The sequence below is a fragment of the Chryseobacterium sp. AC417 genome (assembly GCF_979258215.1).
In genome coordinates this window covers 1,465,409-1,491,130 of record NZ_OZ409845.1, presented here as the reverse complement: position 1 = coordinate 1,491,130, position 25,722 = coordinate 1,465,409, and the positions used below count along the sequence as shown (strand labels likewise).

Sequence of the window (25,722 nt, the reverse complement as noted above, 5' to 3'; positions counted from 1 at the left end):
TTCTGTAAAATTCTTATGTTATTCATTAGCAGGTTTCCCGATGGTCGCCAAAATACCTCCATCCACATAAATAATGTGTCCGTTGATAAATTTACTTGCATCTGAAGCTAAGAAAATAGCTGTACCTGCAAGATCTTCGGGATTTCCCCATCTGCCTTCCGGAGTTCTGCTGATGATAAAATCGTTAAACGGATGCCCGTCTACTCTGATTGGTTCTGTTTGGGTTGTCGCAAAATAACCGGGACCGATACCGTTTACCTGAATATTGTGTTTTGCCCATTCTGTTGCTAAATTTTTAGTCAGCATTTTCAGTCCGCCTTTTGCAGAAGCATACGCTACTACATTGTCACGGCCAAGCTCACTCATCATAGAGCAAATATTGATGATTTTACCGGATTGTCTTTTGATCATGTGTTTCCCAACCAGTTGAGACATGATGAAAGGACCGGTAAGATCTACATCGATTACTTTTCTAAAGTCTTCCACCTCCATCTCAATAGCCGGAACACGTTTGATGATTCCTGCATTATTAACCAAGATGTCTATTTTTCCATGCGTTGCAAGCATTAATGCTACTTTTTGAGCGGCTTCACGTTCGTCTGTCACATCGAATAGATAACCTGTAGCATTATATCCTTTACTGCGATAATATTCTAAGGCTTCATCTAATTTTGAAGGAGTCGTACTTGTGATTGCCAATTCAGCACCTGCAGAGGCAAGACCTTCAGCCATTGCCATTCCTAATCCGTGAGTACCGCCTGTTACAACAGCTACTTTTCCGGATAAATCGAATAAATTCATGTAGAGAAAATTACTTTAATTCGTTAGTTTTAACAGCGTCCATGTCGCCATAATCCATATTTTCTCCTGCCATTCCCCAGATAAAAGTGTAGTTGGAAGTACCAACTCCTGAGTGAATAGACCATTCCGGAGACAAGACAGCTTCATTGTTTTTCATAAAGATATGACGAGTTTCATTCGGCTGTCCAAGAAAATGACTTACCGCCTGTCCTTCTTCAAGATCAAAATAAAAATAAGCTTCCATTCTTCGGGTATGCGTGTGAGAAGGCATCGTGTTCCAAACACTTCCTTCGTGCAACTCAGTCATTCCCATTTGTAGCTGACAGGTTTCCAAAACGCTGTTGACGATCAGTTTGTTAATGGTACGTCTGTTGGCGTATTTTGCTTCACCTAATTCTACGATTTCGGCCTCATTTTTAGTGATTTTCTTTGTAGGGAAAGTGTGATGCGCAGGTGCAGAATTGAAATAGAATAAAGTCTGACCTTCATTTCCGTTTTCAAAAACAACCTCTTTTGCTCCTTTTCCGATGTATAAAGCTTCTTTATTTCCAAGTTCGAAAACTTCTCCGTCAACGGTTACCTTTCCGGCAGCACCCACGTTGATGATTCCCAATTCTCTTCTGTCTAAGAAGTTCTCTGCCTTCAGATCATCAGTAGGTTCCAGTTTCAACGCACTTTTTACAGGCATTGCACCCCCTACGATCATTCTGTCGTACATAGAATACACTACATTGATTTGATCTTCATTAAATAAATCATTGATAAGAAACTCCCTTCTTAAGTCTTCAGTTGTATATTTTTTTACATCTTCAGGATGATGGGCGTATCGAAATTCTGATTTTGTCATACTCTAGATTTTAAACTTAAATTATGGTTTCTAAAAACCTTTTAAACATTGTGTAATCGATTGCATTAAATTACACTGAAATTGTACAGAAATACTTGTCGATAAATATATAGATAATATGTATTCCGTTAACAAAAAATTCATTTAAATTTTTATTGAACTGATTTTCAATACAATAAAATTAATATTTTAAAAATTTTCAGGAAGTTTTAAGAATGTATGGCTCGAATTTTTAACGAAATTGAGTAGCAAAGCTTAAAGAAATAAAAATCATGCCACAAAAAACGATTCTAATTGCTGTTATATAATATTTATAATGATATTTCAAAAAAAATAAAACAAGAATGTTAAATTATGGCAATTTGGCAACAATTAGAAAATACACATTTTATTCTACTCTTGAAAACTGATAAAAATCACATAATTTTTTCAATAAACCATCCTTGAGTGTCTGTTTCGGGAATTTTTTTGTACCAAAAAACTCATTTTTTACTTAAAACTGTTGGATTTATATGTGAAAAATGATTCATTTTTTAAATTTTTTTATCATTAAAACACATACAAACAAAATTTATAAAATATTAAAAATCAATTGTTTAATAAAAATCACCTCTTAAGAATTTAATAATTTTAACAAATTAGACACTTTCAATTCATAAAAAAATAATATTTTATTCTTTGTGTATTGGAAAATAATATTAGTTTAGAAGCCACAGATAATTATCTGTTGTAAAAATTACGCAATCGATTGCACAAGAATAGCGTAAAACATAAAAACAGACAGAAGTACTTAAAAATCCACAAAAACTAATTGGAAAGATAACCTTTCCAACCCACATTAAACTATATAAGGATATAATAATGAATAAGAAAGTACATTCAATAAAGTGGTTATATTTAACTGTTTTCTTACTTCCGGTACTTGGCTTTGCGCAGGAGAAGGATAAAGAAAAAGAAACCAACATTGACGAAGTTGTTTTAGTTGGTTACACTAAGGTTTCTAAAAAAGATGTAACCAATGCGGTATCATCTGTAAAAGCCGAAGCTATTAAAGATATGCCATCAAACAGCGCAGCAGAAGCAATACAGGGAAGAATGGCCGGAGTACGGGTTTCGTTAAGTGAAGGCTCACCGGGTGCTGATGTTGATATCGTAATCAGGGGTGGTAACTCCATTACGGGCAGTAATGCACCTCTCTATATCGTAGACGGAGTGCAGATGGATAACGCCTTATCTATTTTATCCCCAAAAGAAATTGAATCTATTGAAGTTCTGAAAGACGCATCATCCACCAATATCTATGGAGCACGAGGAGCTAACGGAGTAGTTTTGATTACAACAAAAGGAGGTCGTAAAAAAGCAAAAACATCGATTAATTATAACGGATTTTTGGGAGTAAGAAAAATACAAAATACGATTGATGTACTGGATCCTTACCAGTATGTTCTTTATCAATACGAATTGTACAACAAAGCTGGCGTGCAGACAGATATTGATGCTTTTAAGACAAGATACGGTACGTACGACCAACTGGGAAAATATAAAGACATCAAAAAAAGAGACTGGCAGGATGAAGTTTTCGGCAGAGAAGCTTTTAACTTTACTCATAATGTAGGAGTTACGGGTGGATCAGAGAATTCTGCTTTCTCATTAACTCTCAATAATGTACAGGAAGATGGTATTATGATTGGTTCCGGTTTCAAAAGAAACATGGCTAATTTTAAATATGACTATGACATTTCAAAGAAATTAAGTATTGGTCTGAATACCAGATACAGCAGACAGACAATTTATGGTGCAGGAACGTCATCTACGGGCTCTCAAAGTTCTAACAGACTAAGAAATGCTGTAAGATATCAGCCATTTGAGGGAGGTTCTACCGTAAACGTGGATGAGTTTGACCCATTATTTGCAGATCAGACAAATCTTGTTAATCCGGTGTTATTAGCTAATAATGAAGTTAGAGAAAACAGCAGAAATGACTTGTTGCTTAATGGAACGATAGAATATAAATTCAACAAAAATTTCACCTTCAGAAGTGTTATTGGTTATGTGCAGAGAGATGAGTCTGTTAATCAGTTTTCAGGGACGGTAACTAGCCTTGCAAGACAAAACAATGATCAACCTGTTGTTTTCCTAAGCAAAACTCAAACAAGAAGAATCACAAATACCAATACTTTAAATTTTAAAAAGACATTTGGAAAGCATAAGCTGGACTTATTAGCTGGACAGGAAATTGTAAAAACAGATGGAGAATCATTGACAATGAATATCAAATGGTTTCCAAAATCGATAAGTGCTGAAGAGGCATTTGCCAACATTCAGTCTGCTTCACCTCCATCGGGATTGGTACAGGATGCTCCAAGAGCAGGAAGAGTACCTGATCGATTAGCGTCCTTTTTTGGTAGAGCCAACTACATTTATAATAACAAATATATCTTTACCGCTTCGATGAGAGCAGACGGCTCCAGTGTATTCGGACCAGGAAACAAATGGGGGTACTTCCCTGCCGCTTCTGTAGCATGGAAAATCGCCGAAGAAAATTTCTTAAAGGACAGTAGAACAATCAGTGAATTAAAGCTTCGTGCAGGATACGGTTTATCCGGAAACAACAGAATCGGTTCTTTCTTATATGATACATTTTTTACTACCTCATCTGATTACGGATATGCTTTCGGAACCAATGTAACTCCCGGTGCTACTACCGGAAATATTCTGGCTAATAAAGGCGTAAAATGGGAATCGGCAACATCCAAAAATATCGGTTTAGACTTTGGTTTATTCAATGGAAGAGTATATGGTAATATTGATTATTATCAGACCGATACAAAAGATTTATTGCTTTTAGCTAAAATTCCTCAAACCACAGGATATGAGTTTCAATACCAAAACTCTGGAAGTACTACCAATAAAGGAATTGAATTCACTGTTGGAAGTACAATCATCGACAAAGAAAACTTCACCTGGAAAATTGATGCCAATATATCTTCTAACGAAAACACAATCAAAAGCTTAGGAAACAATGCATCTGCAAGTGCCAATTATTATCTATATCCTTCTGGGTGGCAGAATAATTTAAATGACTTCTTGGTACAGGTAGGCAAACCGGTAGGTACTTATTGGGGCTATGTTACAGCAGGAAGATATGAGTTAAGCGACTTTGATTATAATGCAGCAACACAAGTTTACACATTGAAAGCAGGTGTCCCAAGTGCTGCCTCTGCAGCAAACGGAGCTAGAGCAATACAGCCGGGAGATCTTAAACTTCAGGATTTGAATGGTGACGGTGCTATTGATAACAATGACATGACTGATTTAGGAAATGCCCAACCTAAATTCTATGGAGGATTTAATCAGACTTTCCGTTACAAAAACTGGGACATGAGTTTAATGTTTAATTTTTCTGTCGGAAATAAAGTATACAATGCCAATAAACTTGAATATTCTACCCAGTATCTATACAGAGACAACAATATGTTGACAGAAGTAGCAGACAGATGGAGATGGTTTGATGATAACGGTGTTAAAGTAAATGATCCTACAGCGCTGGCTGCATTAAATGCTAATACAACGATGTGGACTCCTCCTGCCGGCGCTTATTTCTTACATTCTTATGGTATTGAAGACGGATCTTTCTTAAGATTAAATAACCTAACACTAGGTTATTCACTTGGAAAAGACTTTACCAAGCAGCTTGGCCTTTCAAATTTCAGAATGTATTTCACTATGAACAATGTATTTACGATCACAGGATATTCTGGATATGATCCTGAGGCAAATACAAGAAGAAACCCTTTAACACCTGGTGTTGACTATGCTGCATATCCAAGAAGCAGATTTATCTTATCAGGAATTGATATCACTTTTTAAACCTAATATTATGAAAAAATATAAATATCTAAAGCTTTTATTTTCTGTTGCGGGAGTTTTAACTCTAAGCTCTTGCAGTGACTATCTTGAGGTAGAAAGTTTATCCAATACAGCAGAACAACAACAGTTTGACTCTGCTTCAGATACATTTTCTGCATTAGTCGGCGTTTACAACAGTACCATGGGAGATAATACCTATGGTCAAAGAATGAATCTTATCCTTACACAGTCTGGTGATGACTTTAGAACTTCCGGCGATTACAATGCCAATGACAGAAGAGGTATCAGCTGTTTCGGAGCAATTCCTACAAATACAGAACTTCTCAGACCGTTCTTAGATACCTATGCCGGGATTGAAAGAGCAAATCTTGTTATTAAAAATATTCCGATTTCACCCGTTTATAAAACAGGATCTGAAACAGATAAAAAGCTAATGGATCGTTATTTGGGAGAAGCTTTAACGCTAAGAGCACATTTCTATCATGATTTGATTAAAAATTGGGGTGATGTGCCTTTTCAGGATGTACCTTCTGCTGATCTTCCTTCGCTGTATCTTCAAAAAACAGACAGAGATGTTATATACGACAAGATGCTTGACGATTTACTGAAAGCAGAAAGCTTAGTTCCATGGAAATCTGAAGCAGGTACTACCGCCCAAAGAATTTCCAAGGGAGCGGTAAAAGGTTTAAGAGCAAGAATCGCTTTAGCCCGTGCAGGATATTCTTTAAGAAGAAATCCTCAACTGATGATGCAGGGTTCAAATCCTCAAAAATACTATCAGATTGCTTACGATGAGTGTAAATCTATCATGACTTCCGGTCAACATGGTTTAAATCCAAGTTACGAAGGGATGTTCAGAAATTTACATACCAACACACAGGATGCTACCAATGAAGTGATTTATGCGATCGGAGCTTTTGGTGGAAACTCCAGAACAGACAGTAAAATTGGTTACTACAATGGTTTGAGACATGATGATACAGACTGGAAATCTTCAGGAGGTATCAATGCAATACCTGTATATTTTTATGAGTTTACAAAATTCGATTTAAGAAGAGATGTTAACGTTGCCATCTACAGAGTAAGTACTACAAAACAGGAAGAGCTTCAAACATCTGTCAACTGGAATGACGGAAAGTTCAGAAAATCATGGACAAGTATTACCGGAACATCCCAAAATCTTGGAATTGACTGGCCTTTACTCAGATATGCTGACATTCTTTTAATGTTTGCTGAAGCTGATAACGAATTAAACAACGGTCCTTCTCAGGAAGCTATCAATGCCGTTTTATCGGTAAGACAAAGAGCTTATGCCGGTAATTTGGGACAGGTTGGAACAATTCCTACAGACAAAACAGGTTTTTTCAACTATATTGTAAAAGAAAGATCACTGGAATTTGGTGGAGAAGGTCTTAGAAAGTATGACCTGATCCGTTGGAACTTACTGGAAACTAAAATCAACGAAACAAGACAAAAACTTACCCAATTCATGAACGGTACGGGTATTTATGCCAACGTTCCGGAATATATCTTCTATAAAAAACCTGCGTCTACCATCGTTAACTATGTTCCTTCAAAAACCGCACAGCAAAACGTTTTAGATATCGATTTTTATACAACCGGCGGCGTTGCTAAAGCTGATATTTTCTACAGCCCTAATCAATCAGTTGCGACCCCTTCAGGTTATACAAAGGTTAACTGGAGACTTGCAGTAACACAACCATACATCAGTGGAGATCCTGTAAAAAGTTATGCACATTTCTTTCAGCCAAATAAAAAAGAATTGCTGCCAATTGCACTAGACGTTATCAACTCTAACTACAATCTTACACAAGATTACGGTTATTAGAACAAAGATACATTCATATTAATTTTGATACAGACTTTCTCCTTAATTGGAGCAAAGTCTGTATTTTCCTAATGAAATTTAATCTATGAAGATTTCAAGTTTTAACAGAAAAATAAAATTTTTATTCCTGTTATCAGCAGTTGTAATCAGTATTCTTTCTTTCAAGGTTAATGATGATAAAACCATCATTGTTTCGAAAGACGGAAAAGGTGATTTCACTACCATTCAGCAGGCAATAAATTCTGTTCAAGATGGAAAAACACTAAGAACAAAAATCATTGTAAAACCCGGAACTTACAGAGAAAAGATCACAGTATCTGCTACAAAAAGCCCCATAAGTTTAATGGGAGAAAATGCAGAAAGCACCATTTTAGTGTACGGCGATTACGCTTCAAAACAGGATACTGAAGGTAAAAACATCGGCACAACAGGTTCGTCAACTATTTTTATTTTCTCCAATAATTTTTCAGCTAAAAATATCACCTTTCAGAACGATGCAGGTCCCGTTGGACAGGCAGTTGCAGTTTTGACAACAGGTGACAAAATATCTTTTGAAAACTGTAGATTTTTAGGATTTCAGGATACACTTTATACAAAAGGAACTCAGGATAATCCTGATAAAAGCAAAACTTCACGCAATTATTTTAAAAACTGCTATATCGAAGGAACTACCGACTATATTTTCGGAGCCGGAACTGCCGTTTTTGAAAATTGCACAATTTATTCTAAAAAAAATGCGTCTTATATTACCGCTGCATCTACTCCACAGGGAAATGAGTTTGGTTATGTATTTTTTAACTGTACTTTAACAGGTGATGCCGAACCAAATTCCGTATATTTGGGAAGACCTTGGAGGCCATTTGCAAAAACAGTTTATATCAACTGTGCAATCGATTCCACAATAAAAAAAGAAGGTTGGCATAATTGGTCGAAACCAGAAGCTGAACAGACTACTTTCTATGCAGAATACAAATCTCAAGGAGTTGGAGCTGATGTTTCAAAAAGAGTTTCCTGGTCGCATCAATTAACAAAAAAGCAAAGCAAGAAATATAAGGCAAAAAATATTTTAAAAGGAAATGATAACTGGAATTTTAAAGAAAGTTTGAAATAACAACCATAACCTTCACCTACTTTTTTAAATGAAATTAAATCTTAAAAATATAATCTCTTACGCAGGAATTCTTCCAAGTATTTTGGCAACCCTTTCCGCACAGGAAAAGGTGATAAGTTTTCCGGGTGCAGAAGGTTTTGGGAGATATACGACAGGCGGAAGAGGCGGAAAATTTTTTACAGTAACCAAAATAAGTGATGATGGATCTGAAGGAACTTTAAGATTTGCTTTAAACCAGGAAGGGCCGAGATATATCATTTTTAAAATTGCCGGAACTATTTTCCTTGAATCTCCATTAAAAATAAAAGAAGGTAACGTTACAATTGCCGGACAAACTGCTCCCGGAGACGGAATTACCGTTGCCAACTACGAAACTTTTGTAGCAGCAGACAATGTCATCATCCGTTACATGAGATTCAGAATGGGTGACAAGAAAAAGTTTGAAGGTGATGCTTTTGGTGCAAGATTTATCAAAAATCTGATGGTCGATCATTGTTCGATGAGTTGGTCAACAGACGAAACGGTTTCAATGTACGTTAATGAAAACACCACGCTGCAATGGTGTTTGATTGCAGAAAGTCTGAGAAATTCTGCCCATCAGAAAGGCGCTCACGGATATGGCGGAATTGCTGGTGGAAAATCTGCATCTTTTCATCATAATCTATATGCCAATCACGATAGCAGAAATCCGAGATTGGGAGAATATGCAGGAAGCAAATTTGCACTGACTGATTTGACGGATTTCAGAAACAATGTAATCTATAATTGGGGACACAACAGCATCTATGGCGGAGAAGGAATGAATGTAAACCTCATCAACAATTACTACAAACCCGGTCCCGCTACAATGAACAAGAAAAGAATTGTTGCTATCGATAAAAATGAAAAACCCGAAACTGAAGTTTACAATATCTGGGGAAAATATTACATCAACGGAAATGTAGTTGAAGGAAGTCCGGAAGTCACAAAAGACAACTGGAATTTAGGCGTTTTTAATCAAATGAAAACTTCATACAATATAACAGATTCAGATAAAAATTCTATCAAAATCAATCATCCACACGATATTCAGAATAATATTAGAACACATTCTCCAAAAGAAGCTTACGAAAAAATATTAAAAATCGGCGGAGCGAGTTTAGTGAAAGACGCTGTAGATACAAGAATTGTAAAAAATGTAAAAAACGGAACTTTTTCTCATCAAGGTTCGCTCGGAAGCGACAACGGAATCATCGATTCGCAGGAAGATGTAGGAGGATTTCCCGATTTGAAATCAGGAAAAATTCTTTTAGATTCAGACAATGACGGAATGCCAGATGAATGGGAAATTAAAAATAATCTTGACCCGAAAACTTCCAGTACCAACGGAAAAGATTTAGATAAAAATTATGATAATATTGAGGTATATATGAATAGCCTCGTTAAAAAAATAACCGATCATCAATGATAGTCACTTAACTTTCAGACCAATCAAATGATCCAAATTAAAAAATAATGTCAGTACAAATAACATCAAACGTATTCAGAATATTTTTAGCGGCAGCCGTTTTCGCCGGCGGTTCCTCTTTCGCACAGAAAAATGTGATTGAAAAAATCCGTAAAAATCCAAAAGCTCCTTTTTCTTACGCTGAATTATCCGTAAAAGAAGGCGGAAAATGGCAGGAAAACGAATATATCGGAGGAAGTTTTAAAAACGTTAATGAGTTAAGACTTCCCGCAGAACATACCGACCATTCCTACTACATCCGATACGAAGGCATCGGTTTAGAAAATAATCAAATCGGCTACAGACTGTATTTAGACTGGAGAAATGCGACAGATATTTTTGGTAAAAAAGTAAATACTTTAGTTTTACCAGAAGTTGGGCAAGACGGTTTTGAATCTTATCACCACGATTCAACTTGGGGGCAGGATATTTTGAAATCAGGTCGTACCATCGGCGTTGGTTCTTACGGAAGATATGATGAGCAGAATGATTTTGTGGAAACTTTTAAAACTGTAAAAAGCACCACTGCAAAAGTCGTGAACGAAAGCGACAAATCTTTTGCAACCATCGATTACAAAGGCTGGAAAACATGGGGAAAATCAGTTGACCTTCAATCTAAGCTGACAATTTTCAATAAAGACCGTTTTGTAAAAGTTGATTTAAGTTTAAATGAAACACTTTCAGGTTTGTGTACAGGGATTGTTGCATTTAAAGACATCCCAATGAAACAGGCGGTCAGCAAAAATAAAAAATGGGGCTACATTGCTACTTACGGAACGCAGACTTTGGCCAAAAAAGAGGATAATTTAGGAATGGTGATCTTCTACCCTGTCGAAAGTTTCGACAAATATGTGAAAACAAAATCTACGCACACGGTAATTTTTAAAAAGACTAAAAATGTTTCGTATTATTTTATGGGAGCATGGTCACAGGAACCGAACGGAATTAAAACCGAAGCAGAATTTTACAAAGATTTAGATAAAAAATTAGAAATTCTAGATAATAACAATCAACTTTAAAATTGAATACAATGAATTTTATTCTTCAAAAATTAAAAATATATTCTGTTGCTGTTTTAGGTTCAGGAATATTCTTAGCTTGTGCACAGACAAAAACTGCAACTGCTTCGAAACCTTCTTCCGAAACCCTACAATCAGGAAAAGTAGTTCCTACCAATCTAAAATGGTCAGAAAGAATGATGCTTTCAGAAATGCAGAGATTTCCTGAAGCATGGATGCTTGATTTTAGCAAAAGCCCGAAATGGACATATCCTTCAGCCATCGTTTTAGACGGTGCAGAGCAACTTTATATGAAGACAGGTAAAAAAGAATACTATACGTATATCAGCGATTTTGGAGAAAAACTGATCAAAGAAGACGGTACTATTCTTACTTACGACCTAGACAAGTACAACATTGATATGCTGAACAGCGGAAATGTGTTGCTTTATCTTTATGAAAAAGAGAAAAAAGAGAAATACCTGAAAGCCCTTCAGACACTTCGTTTACAAATCGACGGTCAACCGAGAACCAACGAAGGTTCTTTCTGGCATAAAAAAATATATCCTTACCAAGTTTGGTTAGACGGTCTTTACATGGGAATGCCTTTCTACACGCATTATACAAAAGATTTCGTAAAAGGTGATGCTGCTGCAAAAGCGTATGACGATATTGTTTTCCAGTTTGATTCGGTTCAGAAAAACCTTTTAGACAAAAAAACAGGATTGCTGTATCACGCTTGGGACGAAAGCAAAGAACAAGCATGGGCAGATAAAAAAACCGGACTTTCACCTAATTTCTGGGGAAGAGCAATGGGATGGTACGGAATGGCAATGGTAGACGTTCTTGATTACTTACCTGAAAATCATCCGGGAAGAGCGAGAATTATATCTTACATCAAATCCTATTCTGATGCTGTTATTAAATATCAGGATCAAAAATCAGGACTTTGGTATCAGGTTTTGGATAAGCCTTTGGCTAACGGTAACTATGAAGAGGCAACGGCTTCGGCAATGTTTGTCTATACAATGATTAAATCGGTGAACAAAGGATATCTTCCAAAATCATACAAAGCTGCTGCTAAAAAAGGCTACGACGGAATCATCAAGAACTTAATCACCGTAGACGAAAACGGAGTGGTGAATTTAAATAAATGTTGTGCGGTTGCCGGTTTAGGCGGGAAACCTTACAGAGACGGCTCTTATGAATATTATGTGAATGAAGAAATCCGTTCAAACGACGGAAAAGGAACGGGACCTTTCATTCTGGCAAGCTTAGAATTTGAAAAATAATTAAAAGCTAAGAATTTAGCCTTTGCTAAGTGAAATCGAAAATTCGAAGAAGTCAAACACCTTTCCGAACGAAAAATATTAGGGGAACAAGAGAACTTTTCGCCTATTGCGTTTAAACCCAGATTAAAAATCTGATTTTATGACAAACAAATTTTTAAATATACTTTCAATCACCGCATTTTCAATTGCATCAACTTATCTGAATGCACAGGAAAAACCGTACGTATCAGAAGTCTGGACTGCCGATCAGGGGAAAAACTTTAGAAACCCTATTTTATATGCAGATTATTCAGATCCCGACGTTACCCGAGTTGGTGATGATTATTACATGACCGCTTCAAGTTTCAACGAAGCTCCGGGATTGCCTATTCTTCATTCAAAAGATATGGTCAACTGGAAACTGGTTAACTACGCCATTCAGGATGTTTTGCCAAAAGAACATTTCTCTGTTCCAAGAAGAGGAGATGCAGTCTGGGCGCCGAGTATCCGTTTTCACAAAGGTGAATTCTACATCTACTGGGGCGACCCGGATTACGGAATTTACATGGTGAAAACAAAAGATCCCCTTGGAAAATGGGACGAACCTGTTTTGGTGATGGAAGGAAAAGGTTTAATTGATTCTTGTCCTTTCTGGGATGAGGATGGGCAGGTCTATTTGGTTCACGGTTGGGCAGGAAGCCGTGCCGGAGTTAAAAGTATTTTGTCATTGAATAAGATGAATCCCGAAGGAACAAAAGTTTTAGACAAAGGTGTTCATATTTTCGATGGTCACGATGCGCATCCTACAGTTGAAGGTCCGAAAATGTACAAGAGAAATGGCTACTACTATATCTTCGCTCCGGCGGGAGGGGTAGCAACAGGATGGCAATTGGTTTTAAGATCAAAAAATATTTACGGTCCTTACGAAGAGAAAATTGTTCTTGAGCAGGGAAAAACAAAAATCAACGGTCCGCATCAGGGAGCTTGGGTTGATACACCTTCTGGTGAAGACTGGTTCTATCATTTTCAGGATGTAGATGCAGGAGGAAGAATCGTGCATTTGCAGCCAATGAAATGGGAAAAAGACTGGCCTGTAATGGGAATCGACAACGATAAAAACGGAATCGGCGAACCTGTTTCAAATTATAAAAAACCGAACGTTGGTAAGACATACCCCATCGTTACCCCAACTGAAACGGATGAATTTGATGGTGAAAAATTAGGTTTACAATGGCAATGGAGCGCCAACGAAAATATCGTCTGGTCATCTAAACTTCCCGGACAGAAATTCCTGAGATTATTCTCAATGAAAGTTCCTGAAGGTGAAGTAAACCTTTGGAATGTTCCGAATTTGTTAACTCAGAAATTTCCGGCTCCTAATTTTGTAGCTTCCACTAAAGTTAAATTAACACCCGAAGATGCCAAAGAAGGAAAAACTGCCGGACTTTTGGTTATGGGATTAGATCATGCTTCAATCGTAATTACCAACAAACCAGACGGATATTACGTTCAGTTAAGAAAAGCTGAAAAAGCAGATAAAGGAGGTGCAGAAAAAATATTATTTGAAACAAAGTTAAAAGGAAACGAAGCTTATTTTAAAGTAAACGTTAGTGAACCAAACGGAATTTGTACATTCAGCTACAGCGAAAACGGTAAAAATTTCATCATAGCAGGCGAGCCATTTCAGGCAAAACCCGGAAAATGGATTGGGGCTAAAGTGGGATTATATTCTGTTAGCACACAGAAAGCAAACCGAGGTGGTTACGCAGATTTTGATTGGTTTAGAATTACTAGAAATTAATAATTATTTCCCGCTGATTACACAGATTTTCAAAGATGATTGCGCATAGCTTTTAAAGTTCATAAATAAAAATATATAAACATCTGTGAAATCTGTGGGTAAAAAAACATTAGATTTTAAAATTAAATCAATGACAAAAAAAATAAAGAAAATCGTTTCATTTTTAATCGTCGTTTTATTGTTGTCTGCATGTCAGTCACAAAACAATGCTCAAAAAGAAACCATAAAACATAATAAAAAAGTCACTCATATTTACCTCATCGGCGATTCTACAATGGCAGATTACACCGGAGATTATGAGCCTGGAAAAGATTACATGAAAGTGCGATATCCCATTACAGGATGGGGACAGGTTTTTCAGCCGTTTTTTGTAAAAGACAGTTTAAAAGGTTTAACAGCATTAAAAGATTCAGTACAAATTATCAACCGAGCGCATGGGGGAAGAAGTACGAGGACTTTTTTTCAGGAAGGAAGATGGCGATATGTTTATGAAAATCTGCAACCAAATGATTACGTGATCATGCAGTTCGGGCACAACGACGGTTCAGAAAAACATACAGAACGTTATGTTAATATTCAGGGTTACAAAGAATTTTTAAGATTATTCGTAACTCAGACTCTGCAGAAAGGCGGAAAACCGATAATTCTCACTCCGGTTGCAAGAAACTATCCCTGGAAAGAAGGAAAATTAGAAAATATTCACGGAGAATATTGGCAAGCTCCGATTGATATTGCGAAGGAAATGAATGTTCCTTACATCGATTTAAACAAATTATCAATGAATTTTTTCACCAGAAAAGGTCAAGATTACGTAACCAATCGTTATTTTATGAATTTTCCGGAAGGAATTTATGAAGCTTATCCTAAAGGACAGAAAGACAACACGCACTTTCAGACCGAAGGAGCAAAAGTAACCGCACAGATGGTGTTCACCGAATTTAAAAATATAATTAAACTAAATAATAAATAATGAAGAAGTCATTCAAAATAGTTGCTCTCATTGCAGCAATGATGTTTTCGGGACAGACATACGCACAAAACGTAGACATTTACAAAAATATTGAATTTAAAATGCCGCAGGTTGCGGAAACGTCTTTTCCTGCAAACACGGTTTCCATTAAAGATTTTGGTGGTATTTCTGGCGGAAAAGTTAAAAATACAGAAGCTTTCAAAAAAGCAATCGATGCATTGGTAAAAAAAGGTGGCGGTAAACTGGTTGTTCCCAGAGGAATGTGGCTGACTGGTCCTATTGAATTAAAAAGCAATATCAATCTTCATGTGGAAGAGGGCTCTTTTTTGGTTTTCAGTAAAGATAAAAATGATTATCCTTTGGTGGATGTAAGTTTTGAAGGTTTAGAAACGATCCGTTGTACCTCTCCCATTAATGCCAAAAATGCCAAAAATATAGCCATCACCGGAAAAGGTGTGATTGATGGCAGCGGTGACGCATGGAGAGCCGTTAAAAAAAGTAAACTGGCAGAAGGTGAGTGGAAAAAATTTGTATCATCCGGCGGTGTTCTATCTGCAGACGGAAAAACTTGGTTTCCATCAGAAAGTTATAAAAAAGGATTTGAAAGCAGCTCAAATTTTAATGTTCCGGACAAAATTTCAAAATCAGATTTAGAATCTGTAAAAGATTTTCTACGTCCGGTTATGGTTAGTTTGGTAGGATGTGATCAGGTTCTCTTAGACGGCCCTACTTTCCAGAATTCTCCCGCATGGAATCTTCATCCGTTGATGTGCTCGAATGTTATTTTAAGAAATCTTACGGTAAGAAATCCTTGGTATTCTCAGAACGGTGACGGTGTAGATTTAGAATCTTGTAAAAATGTTTTGATCTATGACAATACTTTTGATGTGGGTGATGATGCGATCTGTATAAAATCCGGAAAAGATCTGGACGGAAGAAAAAGAGGAATGCCTACCGAAAATGTAATCATTAAAAACAATGTAGTGTACCACGGTCACGGAGGTTTCGTTATCGGCAGCGAAATGTCGGGAGGCGCAAGAAACATCCACGTCTCAGATTGCACCTTTATCGGCACAGACATCGGTCTACGTTTCAAAACTACTCGGGGAAGAGGTGGTGTGGTAGAAAATATTTATATTAAAAATATTGATATGATTGATATCCCTACACAGACGATTGGCTTTAATATGTTCTACGAAGGAGCTTCTCCTGTTTTGGAAGACGGACAAAAATCTGAAGGCAATAAAGTTCCTGAAAAAGTATTTCCGGTAACAGAAGAAACGCCGGTTTTCAGAAATATTTATTTTAAAAATATCAATGCGGTAAATTCTTATGAAGCACTTACCATCAACGGTTTGGCTGAAATGAATATTAAAAACATTGTGATTGAAGACTCTCAGTTTGACACAAAAAAAGCTTTAACAATAGTTGATGCAGACGGAATTACATTAAAAAATGTAAAATTAAATTATACTGAAGGTACTGGCGCAGTGATTTACAACAGTAAAAATATAGATCTTTCAACATTGCAGTTGACATCATCCCAAAAGCCAACCATTAAGGTTTTAGGAGCTAAAACTTCGGCAGTAAAACTTCCGAAAGAAGTAAAAGGCGAGCAATTGCAGATTTCGAAAGAGATTGCAAAAAATGCAGTTAAATAATTTCATTTGAATATGAGTTTTCACAAACTATATTTTCTTTTTGTTTTTTTTGTAGGAGCAAAAGCATTCGGACAGATAAAGCCGAATGCTTCTCCTTACACCAACGAAGCAACCTACGAAAAACTGAAAAAGAAACATCCTTTCATCACTCCTTTGAACAGACCTGTTCCGCAAAATATCGGGATCGATAAAGACGTGGAATACGCCAATATCAACGGATTATCTTTAAAAGCAGATATCTATTATCCTCTTGATCAATCAGACAGGCATCCGGGAATTGCTTTGGTTCATGGGGGCGGCTGGATTTCCGGAAGTAAAGAAAACGAAAAATATATGGCTCAGGAATTGGCTGCAAAAGGGTATGTTGCCATTGCAGTCGGTTATCGTCTGAGTGAAGTGGCAAAATATCCTGCAGCAATAGATGATGTGGAAAGTGCCATTCAGTTTTTAAAGAAAAATAAAAAAAAATATTTTTTAGACCCTAAAAAAATCGCAGTTTTGGGAGAATCAGCAGGAGCACAAATTGCTACGTTGGTTGGGGTAAAATCTAAAGGTAAAATAAAAGCTATTGTGAACATAGACGGAATTGTTTCGTTCATTCATCCAGAAGCCGAAGAAAGCACTTATGCAGCATTCTGGCTGGGTGGTGACAGAAATGTGAATCTCAAGAACTGGACAGATGCCTCACCTTTGGAATTTGTAAATAAAAATACACCTCCTACCCTTTTCATCAACAGTTCACAGCCCCGCTTTCACGCCGGACGGGATGATATGATGAAAAAACTGAGGAGTTTTAATATTCCGACAGAGTTTCACGAAATAAAAGATACGCCCCACTCATTCTGGTCTGCTGAACCTTGGTTTACAGAAACATTAAATTTGACGGTTAACTTTTTAGATAAAACATTAAAATAAAACTGAAACTGAGGCTAAGTTTAAATAAAGATGAGAAATTTATGAAGAAATTAATTTTAATATGGTTCATTTCTGCAGCCAACTTTCTTTTTGCCGGAACAGATCCGTATATCACGATCACTGTTGCCAAAGACGGAAGCGGAGAATTTACATCCATTCAGAAAGCCATTACTTCGATTCGGGATTTGGGTCCAGGAGAAGCTTTGGTAAAGATAAAAGCAGGCACCTATCACGAAAAAATTGTTATTCCGTCCTCAAAACATCAGATAACTTTACAAGGCGAAAATAAAGAAAACACCATTATCACAAACGATGATTATTCCGGAAAACCGGATGCTTTAAACGAGAAAATGACTACGTTCAATTCGTACACGCTTTTGATCATGTCGGATGATATTAAAATTTCTAATTTAACCATTCAAAATAGTTCTTGCAATCAGGGACAGGCAGTTGCCCTTCATGTAGAAGGTGACCGGTTTGTAATTAAAGATTCTAAAATCTTAGGTTGTCAGGACACTATTTATACAGGCGGAAATCACAGCAGACAGTATTACGAAAACTGTTATATTGAAGGAACAACAGACTTTATTTTCGGTTCAGCAACAGTTGTTTTTAAAAATTGTACCATTAAAAGTTTAGCCAATTCTTTTATTACTGCTGCTTCAACAGATCAGTCTAAACAATTTGGTTATGTTTTTTTTGATTGTAAATTGATTGCAAAAGATGACATTACAAAAGTATTCCTAGGAAGACCCTGGAGACCGTATGCAAAAACAGTCTTCATCAATACAGAAATGGGAAAACACATCCTTCCCGAAGGCTGGAATCCGTGGAAAGGTGACAAAATGTTTCCCGATAAAGATAAAACCGCATATTACGCAGAATTTAAAAGTAAAGGTGAAGGCGGAAATATTTCTCAAAGAGTTGCGTGGTCGCATCAACTGACAAAAAAAGAAGCAAAAAAATACACCATCAAAAATATTTTCAGCGGTTGGAATCCTAATATGAGTAATAAGTAATTAGAAACGAATCATTATTACTGCAATAAACGACATAGGAAAATGAAATATCATGCTGAGCTTGTCGAAGCATCTCCTAAAAAATCAATTTATAAAATGAAAAAAATACTTTTAATTCTAAGTTTCGTAATTTCAGTAGTATCGTCAGCACAGAAAAAGCCTACTTTATTTTTAATTGGCGATTCTACCATGTCAAATAAAGATAATCCCGATAAAAATCCTGAACACGGTTGGGGACAGGTTTTACCTCAATTTTTAACAACAGGTATTGAAATTCAAAATCACGCAATGAACGGACGAAGCTCAAAAAGTTTCCGAACAGAAGGCAGATGGGACAAAGTGGAGAAACAGCTTAAAAAAGGCGATTTCGTCATCATTCAGTTTGGGCATAATGATCAGAAACTGAAAGACTCAACAAAATTTACAAATCCTCACACCCAGTACAGAGCCAATCTCGAAAGATATGTGAATGAAACCAGGGCAAAAGGAGCAACACCCATCCTGATGACATCCATTACAAGAAGAAATTTTAATGAAAATGGAGTTTTGATTGATACTCACACAGATTATCCTTTGATGGTAAGAATGGTTGCCGATAATATGAAGGTGGATTTTGTAGATATGCAATTACTGACCGAGCAAATGGAAATTTCTTACGGTCCGGAGAATTCAAAAAAACTTCATTTATACTTTAAAGAAGGTGAAAATGCATATTACACCAAAGATAAAGCTGATGACACGCATTTATCAAAACTAGGTGCAGAGACGGTTGCAAAACTGGCTTTGAAGTCTTTGAAAGGTCTGAAAACTGGTTTAGAAAAATATATAAAATAGTTTAACACAAAATAAAATGAATTTCAAAAAAGAATCATTCTTCGATGGGAATTCCGAATGGGAAGATTTAGGAAACGGTGTTTCACGACAATTTGTAGGATACAATTCTCAGATTATGATGGTCATCGTAAAATTTGAGAAAGATGCCATCGGAGTTTTACATCAGCATTTTCACTCGCAGATCACGTATGTTGCTTCAGGTCAATTTGAAGTAACTGTGGACGGTGAAACAAAAATCTTACATCAAGGCGACGGATTTTTTGCCCAGCCTAATATTTTTCATGGGGTAAAATGTTTGGAAGCCGGTCAGTTAATTGATTCTTTTACACCTTTCAGAGAAGATTTTCTAAAAGATTAATTCTAATCATTCGAGGATTTTTTTTAATATCTAAAATTACCAGGCCATGAAAAAAACGGTTTTCTTACTTATGATTTTACTTTTTAATCAGTTTTCAGCTCAGGAAAAAATCATCGTCTGGCCAAAAGGTCAGATGCCCAATTCTAAAGGGCTGCAATTGAAGACAGAAGAAAAAGACGGCAGAATTGTACAATTAAAGGAGACTGAACTTTTCGCATTCTTACCACCCAAAGAAGACAGAAAACAGATGGCAGTAATCGTAATTCCTGGTGGCGGATATTACAAACTTACTTACGATCTGGGGGGTTACCAAATTGCAAAATGGTTTAATACGTTGGGAATTTCTGCTTTTGTTCTAAATTACAGACTTCCCACTTCGCCCGATTTAAAACAGAAAGAAATTGCTCCTTTACAGGATATTCAGGCGGCGATAAAATACATCAGAAAAAACGCTTCACAATATGGGATTTCGCCCGATCAGATTGGTGTGATAGGTACTTCTGCAGGAGGACATCTTGCTGCGACAGTGAGTAATATTTCTACAGATTACACAGAATTAAAAGGCGATTGGGAAGGTATTTCAACCATTCCTAATTTTGCTATTCTGGTTTCTCCTGTTATTGATCTGGGAGAATTTGCTCACGTAGGAAGCCGCAACAGTTTACTTGGTGAAAATGCTTCGCCGGAAAAAATCAGCGAATATTCTATGCAAAACCGAGTAACAGAAAAAACACCGCCTACCATTTTATTTCATGCACAGAATGACCGTACAGTTCAGGTTACCAACAGCATTCTTTATTATCAGGCAATGACAAAAAACAAAGTAAAAGGCGCAATGTTTATTTTTCCTGAAGGTGAACATAAAATCGGTATTACAAACAAATCTGAACTGACAGACAACTGGAAAAAAATATGCTCAGACTGGCTTAAAACGCTCATTAATAAATGATAATTTTAAAAAATGATAACAATTAAATGAAATCATGCGTAAAAACATTCAACATAAAAGATTTTTACTGGCTTTTGGATTATTGATTTCAGTTTTCACATTTGCACAACAGAATTTAAAATTAACCTACAACATACCTGCAGAAAACTGGAATGAAGCTCTTCCCATCGGAAACGGAAAATTGGGTGCAATGGTTTTTGGAGGTGCAACTCAGGAACACCTTCAATTGAATGAGGAAACGATCTGGGCTGGTGAACCCGGAAATAATGTTCCGAAAAATACTTTTGACAGCATTCAGAAAGTCAGACAACTCATTAATGAAGGAAAATATGAAGCCGCACAGGATTTAACAAACAAAACCTATCCAAGACAAGCACCAAAAAATTTAAATTACGGAATGCCGTATCAGACGATGGGCGATTTGTTCTTAGATTTTAAAGGTCATGAAAATTATAAAAACTACAATCGCACTTTAGATATTGAAAAAGCAATCAGCACGGTTTCTTATGAAGTGAATGGAGTGACTTTTAGGCGTGAAATTTTCTCCTCATTTGCCCATAATGTGATCATGATCAGATTATCTTCCAGTAAAAAAGGAAGCTTAAATTTCAACATCAATGCCTCTACTCCCCATTTGAAAAAATCTATTTTCACAGAGAAAAATAAATTGGTCATCAACGGAACAAGCAGTACGGTTGATAATAAAACTGGAAAAATTAATTTCAAAACGGTGATCTTTCCTGTTCTGAAAGGAGGGAAGCTGACATCAACACAAGATCAACTAGAAATAACAGACGCTGATGAAATCATAATTTATGTTTCCATTGCAACCAATTTCAAAAAATACAATGACCTTTCCGGAAATTCTGATGAAAGAGTTTCACAATATTTAAATAAAGCTACAAGCAAAAAGTTCGATGATGAATTGAAAGCTCATGTTGAAAAATATCAAAAATATTTTAACCGGGTAAGTTTATATTTAGGAACAACCGAACAGGGAAAAAAGACAACTGATATCAGAATAAAAGAATTCCGGAACTCAAATGATCCTGATTTGGTAGCTCTGTATTTTCAGTTTGGCCGCTATCTTTTAATTTCGTCATCACAACAGGGAACTCAGCCAGCCAATTTGCAGGGAATCTGGAATTATCAGTTAAATCCTGCATGGGATAGTAAATACACGGTTAATATCAATACAGAAATGAATTATTGGCCTGCCGAGAACACCAACCTCAGCGAAATGCACGAGCCTTTGTTTGATATGATTCAGGATTTGTCGGTGACCGGACAGGAATCTGCTAAAGAAATGTACCATGCAAGAGGCTGGAACATGCATCACAACACTGATCTCTGGCGAATCACCGGAATTGTTGACGGCGGTTTCTACGGAATGTGGCCCATGGGTGGAGCATGGCTTACCCAGCACATTTGGAATCATTATTTATACACCGGAGATAAGAAATTTTTGAAAAAATATTATGAAGCTTTAAAAGGTTGTGCTCTGTTTTACTTAGATGTTCTGCAGCAGGATCCTTTAAAAAAATATCTGGTCGTTTCACCATCAATGTCTCCCGAAAATAAATACTTCAAAAATGTAAGCATCACAGCAGGAACAACGATGGATAATCAGTTGATCTTTGATGTGTTTAATAATTTTATTAATGCTTCAACAATTTTAAATCAGGATAAAAGCCTTTCGGATGAAATAAAAACAGCTTTAAGCAAACTTCCCCCTATGCAAATCGGGCAGCACAATCAGTTGCAGGAATGGCTGACCGACATGGACAGAACCAATCATAAACACAGGCATATTTCGCATTTATACGGATTATTTCCTTCGGGACAGATTTCGCCTTTCAGAAACGCAGAGTTAGCTGAAGCAGCAAAAAATTCAATGATTTACCGTGGTGATAAATCTACAGGCTGGTCGATGGGGTGGAAAGTTAATTGGTGGGCAAGATTATTAGACGGAAACCGGGCTTTCAAGCTTATTTCAGACCAATTATCACCTGTTCCTGTTGATAACAAAGGAGAATCCGGCGGTACGTATCCTAATTTACTAGATGCGCATCCGCCGTTCCAGATCGATGGAAATTTTGGCTGTACTTCAGGAATTGGAGAGATGCTTTTGCAAAGCTACGATGGTTATTTATATATTTTGCCTGCACTTCCTGATGCTTTACCACAAGGTTCAGTAAATGGTTTGAAAGCGAGAGGTGGTTTTGAAGTTGATTCTGGAATGGAAAAATTCTAAATTAACGAAACTGACTGTGAAATCTTCTTTGGGAGGCAATGCGAGAATCAGATTAGGGAACGATGTGCAGCTTCAATCCAAAACCCAGTTAAATCCTGCGGTCGGCGAAAATCTGAACGAATATTATCAGGTAAATGCTATTAAAAAACCTTTAAAATCTACGGGATCAACTTTAAAAGGATTCGTTGTGAAACAAACTCAGCTTTTTGATTTTAAAACTGAAAAAGGTGGTGTTTACATCTTTAAAGCGAAATAATTTTTTGCCGCAGATGGCACGGATTTTCACTGATGTTTGTATGTGAAAATCTGTGAAAATCTTTGGGGGCGTTATTTTATGCTCTCCCGGATTTTGCGGATTCAGGAGATTCTTTAATCACAAAATCTGCATGAAAAACTGCACAAAAAATCCTGACACTTTTCTGCGTCAGGATTTCGTATTATATCAAACCTTATAAGTTTTAAAAACTATGAGGTTTCTTTTATTATTGTGTCAAATTATTTTCTTCAGCCACTTTTGATATTCGCTGTTAATCAGTTTCGTTCCCGATTCGTTGTACCAGCTGTAGCCCATTCTGCGCTCTTCTGATACTTCTTCGTAGTTGAACTTCACACTTCCGTCACGATCGCCAAAGACTGGTTTGTTGGTAGGAATATCATAAAATCTCGCCCAAACTGTTGATCCTTCTTTTTTATTTAGAGTACGCACTGCTTTTCCATTTACATTTGAAACCTCATACATATAGCCATCGATTTTGCTTTCTTTAAACCATTGTACTGCACATTTAATTGATTTTTCGATCTCAGGATTTACAGGCTGCATCATCAGAAACTTTACAATATTTACCGATTCTCCGGTGGCCAAAGACATCGGTTCGAAAGCTCTGGCTTTTTCAGGTTTTAAAGTAATTTCGTTATACTGATCTGCCCAAATAGACAATTTTCCGTTTTGTATAATCTGAGTTTTCAAAATACATCCAATCCCTTTTTGCAAAGCGATTTTTGACTTTTCTTTTAACTGAGACTTTACAACGTCAAAACCATCTTTTCCTTCAGAAATTTTGTTAAAAATCGTCAATACATTAATCATCGCATTATCATTATACGTCACTTGCTTTCTGTAAATCGATGAGTTGGGAAAATACTGAGGAAAACCACCATTATCGTATTGCATAGAAAGCAGATATTCAATTCCTTTTTCTGCTGATTTTAAGTAGGCAGGATTTTTTGTCGATTGATAGGCTTTGATTAAACCATTAATTTCCTTTGTCGTTGCATTATTATCAATCGTTGCAAAATCATTGTCAGCCGTTTTGATTATTTTTAAAAGTTTAGGGTCAATCTTTTTAGTATAATCTACATTTTGTTTATCACTGGTATGTTTTCCCCAACCACCATTTGGCAGCTGATAAACCATCATTTTTTCGGCTAAAGTATCTTTTACCTGTGCAAAAGATGCAGTTGTTATCAGACAGAAAGAAGCTATCGTCAATTTTATATTCATCATTTTAAATTTATTTAATAGAAATTAGTAACGGATTGGCAATAAGCTGAGCTTGTTTTTTCAATAAGCTTTCCCAATCTTTTTGTGTTTTTATCTGTCCGCTTTTCTGCCATGCAAATCCTGCGTAATACGTCAGTTTTTTCTGAGGTTTTGTTACAACCAGCAAATTACTCTGATCAGGAGTTTCAGATTTGAAAGCTATGGATTTTTCAATAATTTTCGGATCAACGACAATACCTTCACCAACAAAAGCATCATCAATTTTTTCCCAATGCAGGTAATATCCGTTTTTATCATTGAGTTTGCTTTCTCCTTCGTTTTTGTGAAGTGTGATTCCGATCGTGTAATTCGGGGCAGATCTTTCAGATTCAAAATTTGATTCAAACTTAGAAAAATTTGAGCCGAGATCAAGAGAAATTCTTTTTGTTTCTTTCACTCCAAATTCACTCCATGGAGCATAAGTTAATTCGAAAACCGTTCTTAGCGGACCTTCTGCAATGGTTTTTGAAGTCACGAAATTTTGTGAAACCTGTAATTTTTCATCTTTCCATATTCCGATTCCGCCTGTTCCACGGCTGTCTCCTACGTGATATGGGTCATAACCCTCACCTCTCGTGTCTTTGTGATAATACATCGGATCAGTTAAATAACCTTTGTACCAATCATTAATAACAGATTTCTCGGTTCTTTTTAACCAAATATCAACTCCGCTGGACAATGTACTTCCTTTTACTTTAGCCAAAGCTTCTGCCTGACCTTTCGGACCATAAACCCGGAACGCAATTTTATCATTTTCCCAGGTATAATCGTCAACTCTTTCCGGAACCAGTCTTGAATAAGTTGTCAATTCACTTTTGGGAACTGGCGTTTTTGAATCTGCAACAATCGTATATCTTGCGGTTTTCTCTGCATCAATTTTTGCCTGAAAAAGAAGTTCGTCACTTCTACCGTCGCCATCATCATCCACCCACTGTATCGGAAGATACTGATTCTGAGCATTTTTTATTCTTAACTCTGATTCTTTATTTTGATTTAAAAAAGATTTCAATTGACTGACAGAAATTGAAACTACTTCATTTCTCGAAAAACTCTGAGTATTTTTCACTTGAATTGAAGATTGAGCTGATGCGAGATTGACACCAACAATGCAATCGATTGCGCATATCAGTCCGAAAACTGATCTTTTGCTTACATACATCTTATATAGTTTTTTGTAAAAATAACAAA

The 25,722-nt window shown here is 36.4% G+C and carries 20 protein-coding genes; 16 read left to right on the top strand and 4 right to left on the bottom strand.

All coding sequences use genetic code 11. The annotated features are described in order from the left end of the window. Positions 1–18 precede the first annotated feature (18 nt). Positions 19–801 (bottom strand): gluconate 5-dehydrogenase, encoded by a 783-nt coding sequence (locus ACZZ9T_RS07230; RefSeq protein WP_463441502.1) that lies wholly within the window; start codon positions 799–801, stop codon positions 19–21. Positions 802–811: 10 nt separating this feature from the next. After that, entirely contained in the window at positions 812–1,648 is an 837-nt protein-coding gene (gene kduI / locus ACZZ9T_RS07225; RefSeq protein ID WP_463441501.1) for a 5-dehydro-4-deoxy-D-glucuronate isomerase, read from the bottom strand. 861 nt (positions 1,649–2,509) lie between these two features. On the opposite strand from kduI, the gene ACZZ9T_RS07220 reads away from it, so the two are divergent. The 16 genes from ACZZ9T_RS07220 to ACZZ9T_RS07145 all read left to right on the top strand — a co-directional run bounded on the left by ACZZ9T_RS07220 (position 2,510) and on the right by ACZZ9T_RS07145 (position 23,250). Then, complete coding sequence (locus tag ACZZ9T_RS07220) at positions 2,510–5,518, top strand: SusC/RagA family TonB-linked outer membrane protein (protein WP_463441500.1); 3,009 nt, start codon at positions 2,510–2,512, stop codon at positions 5,516–5,518. 10 nt (positions 5,519–5,528) lie between these two features. Continuing rightward, positions 5,529–7,367 (top strand): RagB/SusD family nutrient uptake outer membrane protein, encoded by a 1,839-nt coding sequence (locus tag ACZZ9T_RS07215; protein ID WP_463441499.1) that lies wholly within the window; start codon positions 5,529–5,531, stop codon positions 7,365–7,367. 85 nt (positions 7,368–7,452) lie between these two features. After that, a complete protein-coding gene (locus ACZZ9T_RS07210) occupies positions 7,453–8,478 on the top strand; it encodes a pectinesterase family protein (RefSeq protein ID WP_463441498.1) in 1,026 nt (341 codons plus the stop codon). Between the two features lie 28 nt (positions 8,479–8,506). Then, on the top strand, positions 8,507–9,925 hold the full coding sequence (locus ACZZ9T_RS07205) for a pectate lyase family protein (protein WP_463441497.1): 1,419 nt from the start codon (positions 8,507–8,509) through the stop codon (positions 9,923–9,925). 47 nt (positions 9,926–9,972) lie between these two features. After that, positions 9,973–10,983 carry a DUF4861 family protein gene (locus ACZZ9T_RS07200; protein ID WP_463441496.1) on the top strand — a complete coding sequence of 337 codons (1,011 nt, stop codon included), beginning with the start codon at positions 9,973–9,975 and terminating at the stop codon, positions 10,981–10,983. An 11-nt stretch (positions 10,984–10,994) separates the two neighbouring features. Beyond that, complete coding sequence (locus ACZZ9T_RS07195; protein WP_463441495.1) at positions 10,995–12,254, top strand: glycoside hydrolase family 88/105 protein; 1,260 nt, start codon at positions 10,995–10,997, stop codon at positions 12,252–12,254. Between the two features lie 139 nt (positions 12,255–12,393). Then, positions 12,394–14,034 carry a glycoside hydrolase family 43 protein gene (locus ACZZ9T_RS07190; protein ID WP_463441494.1) on the top strand — a complete coding sequence of 547 codons (1,641 nt, stop codon included), beginning with the start codon at positions 12,394–12,396 and terminating at the stop codon, positions 14,032–14,034. A gap of 130 nt (positions 14,035–14,164) precedes the next feature. Continuing rightward, positions 14,165–15,004 (top strand): rhamnogalacturonan acetylesterase, encoded by an 840-nt coding sequence (locus ACZZ9T_RS07185; protein ID WP_463441493.1) that lies wholly within the window; start codon positions 14,165–14,167, stop codon positions 15,002–15,004. Continuing rightward, positions 15,004–16,665, top strand: a complete 1,662-nt coding sequence (locus ACZZ9T_RS07180) for a glycoside hydrolase family 28 protein (protein WP_463441492.1) — start codon at positions 15,004–15,006, stop codon at positions 16,663–16,665. The genes ACZZ9T_RS07185 and ACZZ9T_RS07180 overlap by 1 nt, the downstream gene beginning before the upstream one ends. A 12-nt stretch (positions 16,666–16,677) precedes the next feature. Next, a complete protein-coding gene (locus tag ACZZ9T_RS07175; protein ID WP_463441491.1) occupies positions 16,678–17,580 on the top strand; it encodes an alpha/beta hydrolase in 903 nt (300 codons plus the stop codon). Between the two features lie 41 nt (positions 17,581–17,621). Next, positions 17,622–18,599, top strand: coding sequence for a pectinesterase family protein (locus tag ACZZ9T_RS07170; protein WP_463441490.1), 978 nt, complete (start codon positions 17,622–17,624; stop codon positions 18,597–18,599). Between the two features lie 96 nt (positions 18,600–18,695). Next, positions 18,696–19,433: a rhamnogalacturonan acetylesterase gene (locus ACZZ9T_RS07165; RefSeq protein ID WP_463430845.1), complete on the top strand. Its 738-nt coding sequence runs from the start codon at positions 18,696–18,698 to the stop codon at positions 19,431–19,433. A 16-nt stretch (positions 19,434–19,449) separates the two neighbouring features. Further along, positions 19,450–19,791, top strand: a complete 342-nt coding sequence (locus ACZZ9T_RS07160) for a cupin domain-containing protein (RefSeq protein ID WP_463441489.1) — start codon at positions 19,450–19,452, stop codon at positions 19,789–19,791. 46 nt (positions 19,792–19,837) lie between these two features. Continuing rightward, complete coding sequence (locus ACZZ9T_RS07155; protein ID WP_463441488.1) at positions 19,838–20,740, top strand: alpha/beta hydrolase; 903 nt, start codon at positions 19,838–19,840, stop codon at positions 20,738–20,740. Between the two features lie 34 nt (positions 20,741–20,774). Next, positions 20,775–22,994 carry a glycoside hydrolase family 95 protein gene (locus tag ACZZ9T_RS07150; RefSeq protein WP_463441487.1) on the top strand — a complete coding sequence of 740 codons (2,220 nt, stop codon included), beginning with the start codon at positions 20,775–20,777 and terminating at the stop codon, positions 22,992–22,994. Then, positions 22,963–23,250 (top strand): hypothetical protein, encoded by a 288-nt coding sequence (locus tag ACZZ9T_RS07145; RefSeq protein WP_463441486.1) that lies wholly within the window; start codon positions 22,963–22,965, stop codon positions 23,248–23,250. Before ACZZ9T_RS07150 ends, ACZZ9T_RS07145 begins: the two co-directional genes overlap by 32 nt. Before the next feature lie 234 nt (positions 23,251–23,484). Here the strand turns inward: ACZZ9T_RS07145 and pelA are convergent, their stop codons facing one another. Next, complete coding sequence (gene pelA, locus ACZZ9T_RS07140) at positions 23,485–24,498, bottom strand: pectate lyase (protein WP_463441485.1); 1,014 nt, start codon at positions 24,496–24,498, stop codon at positions 23,485–23,487. Positions 24,499–24,505: 7 nt separating this feature from the next. Beyond that, positions 24,506–25,693 (bottom strand): DUF4861 domain-containing protein, encoded by a 1,188-nt coding sequence (locus ACZZ9T_RS07135; RefSeq protein WP_463441484.1) that lies wholly within the window; start codon positions 25,691–25,693, stop codon positions 24,506–24,508. Positions 25,694–25,722 lie beyond the last annotated feature (29 nt).

Excerpts from the sequence above, each read along its gene's own strand:
- ACZZ9T_RS07230 (WP_463441502.1), bottom strand. The coding sequence starts at position 801 with ATGAATTTATTCGATTTATCCGGAAAAGTAGCTGTTGTAACAGGCGGT.
- kduI (WP_463441501.1), bottom strand. The coding sequence starts at position 1,648 with ATGACAAAATCAGAATTTCGATACGCCCATCATCCTGAAGATGTAAAA.
- ACZZ9T_RS07220 (WP_463441500.1), top strand. The coding sequence starts at position 2,510 with ATGAATAAGAAAGTACATTCAATAAAGTGGTTATATTTAACTGTTTTC.
- ACZZ9T_RS07215 (WP_463441499.1), top strand. The coding sequence starts at position 5,529 with ATGAAAAAATATAAATATCTAAAGCTTTTATTTTCTGTTGCGGGAGTT.
- ACZZ9T_RS07210 (WP_463441498.1), top strand. The coding sequence starts at position 7,453 with ATGAAGATTTCAAGTTTTAACAGAAAAATAAAATTTTTATTCCTGTTA.
- ACZZ9T_RS07205 (WP_463441497.1), top strand. The coding sequence starts at position 8,507 with ATGAAATTAAATCTTAAAAATATAATCTCTTACGCAGGAATTCTTCCA.
- ACZZ9T_RS07200 (WP_463441496.1), top strand. The coding sequence starts at position 9,973 with ATGTCAGTACAAATAACATCAAACGTATTCAGAATATTTTTAGCGGCA.
- ACZZ9T_RS07195 (WP_463441495.1), top strand. The coding sequence starts at position 10,995 with ATGAATTTTATTCTTCAAAAATTAAAAATATATTCTGTTGCTGTTTTA.
- ACZZ9T_RS07190 (WP_463441494.1), top strand. The coding sequence starts at position 12,394 with ATGACAAACAAATTTTTAAATATACTTTCAATCACCGCATTTTCAATT.
- ACZZ9T_RS07185 (WP_463441493.1), top strand. The coding sequence starts at position 14,165 with ATGACAAAAAAAATAAAGAAAATCGTTTCATTTTTAATCGTCGTTTTA.
- ACZZ9T_RS07180 (WP_463441492.1), top strand. The coding sequence starts at position 15,004 with ATGAAGAAGTCATTCAAAATAGTTGCTCTCATTGCAGCAATGATGTTT.
- ACZZ9T_RS07175 (WP_463441491.1), top strand. The coding sequence starts at position 16,678 with ATGAGTTTTCACAAACTATATTTTCTTTTTGTTTTTTTTGTAGGAGCA.
- ACZZ9T_RS07170 (WP_463441490.1), top strand. The coding sequence starts at position 17,622 with ATGAAGAAATTAATTTTAATATGGTTCATTTCTGCAGCCAACTTTCTT.
- ACZZ9T_RS07165 (WP_463430845.1), top strand. The coding sequence starts at position 18,696 with ATGAAAAAAATACTTTTAATTCTAAGTTTCGTAATTTCAGTAGTATCG.
- ACZZ9T_RS07160 (WP_463441489.1), top strand. The coding sequence starts at position 19,450 with ATGAATTTCAAAAAAGAATCATTCTTCGATGGGAATTCCGAATGGGAA.
- ACZZ9T_RS07155 (WP_463441488.1), top strand. The coding sequence starts at position 19,838 with ATGAAAAAAACGGTTTTCTTACTTATGATTTTACTTTTTAATCAGTTT.
- ACZZ9T_RS07150 (WP_463441487.1), top strand. The coding sequence starts at position 20,775 with ATGCGTAAAAACATTCAACATAAAAGATTTTTACTGGCTTTTGGATTA.
- pelA (WP_463441485.1), bottom strand. The coding sequence starts at position 24,498 with ATGATGAATATAAAATTGACGATAGCTTCTTTCTGTCTGATAACAACT.
- ACZZ9T_RS07135 (WP_463441484.1), bottom strand. The coding sequence starts at position 25,693 with ATGTATGTAAGCAAAAGATCAGTTTTCGGACTGATATGCGCAATCGAT.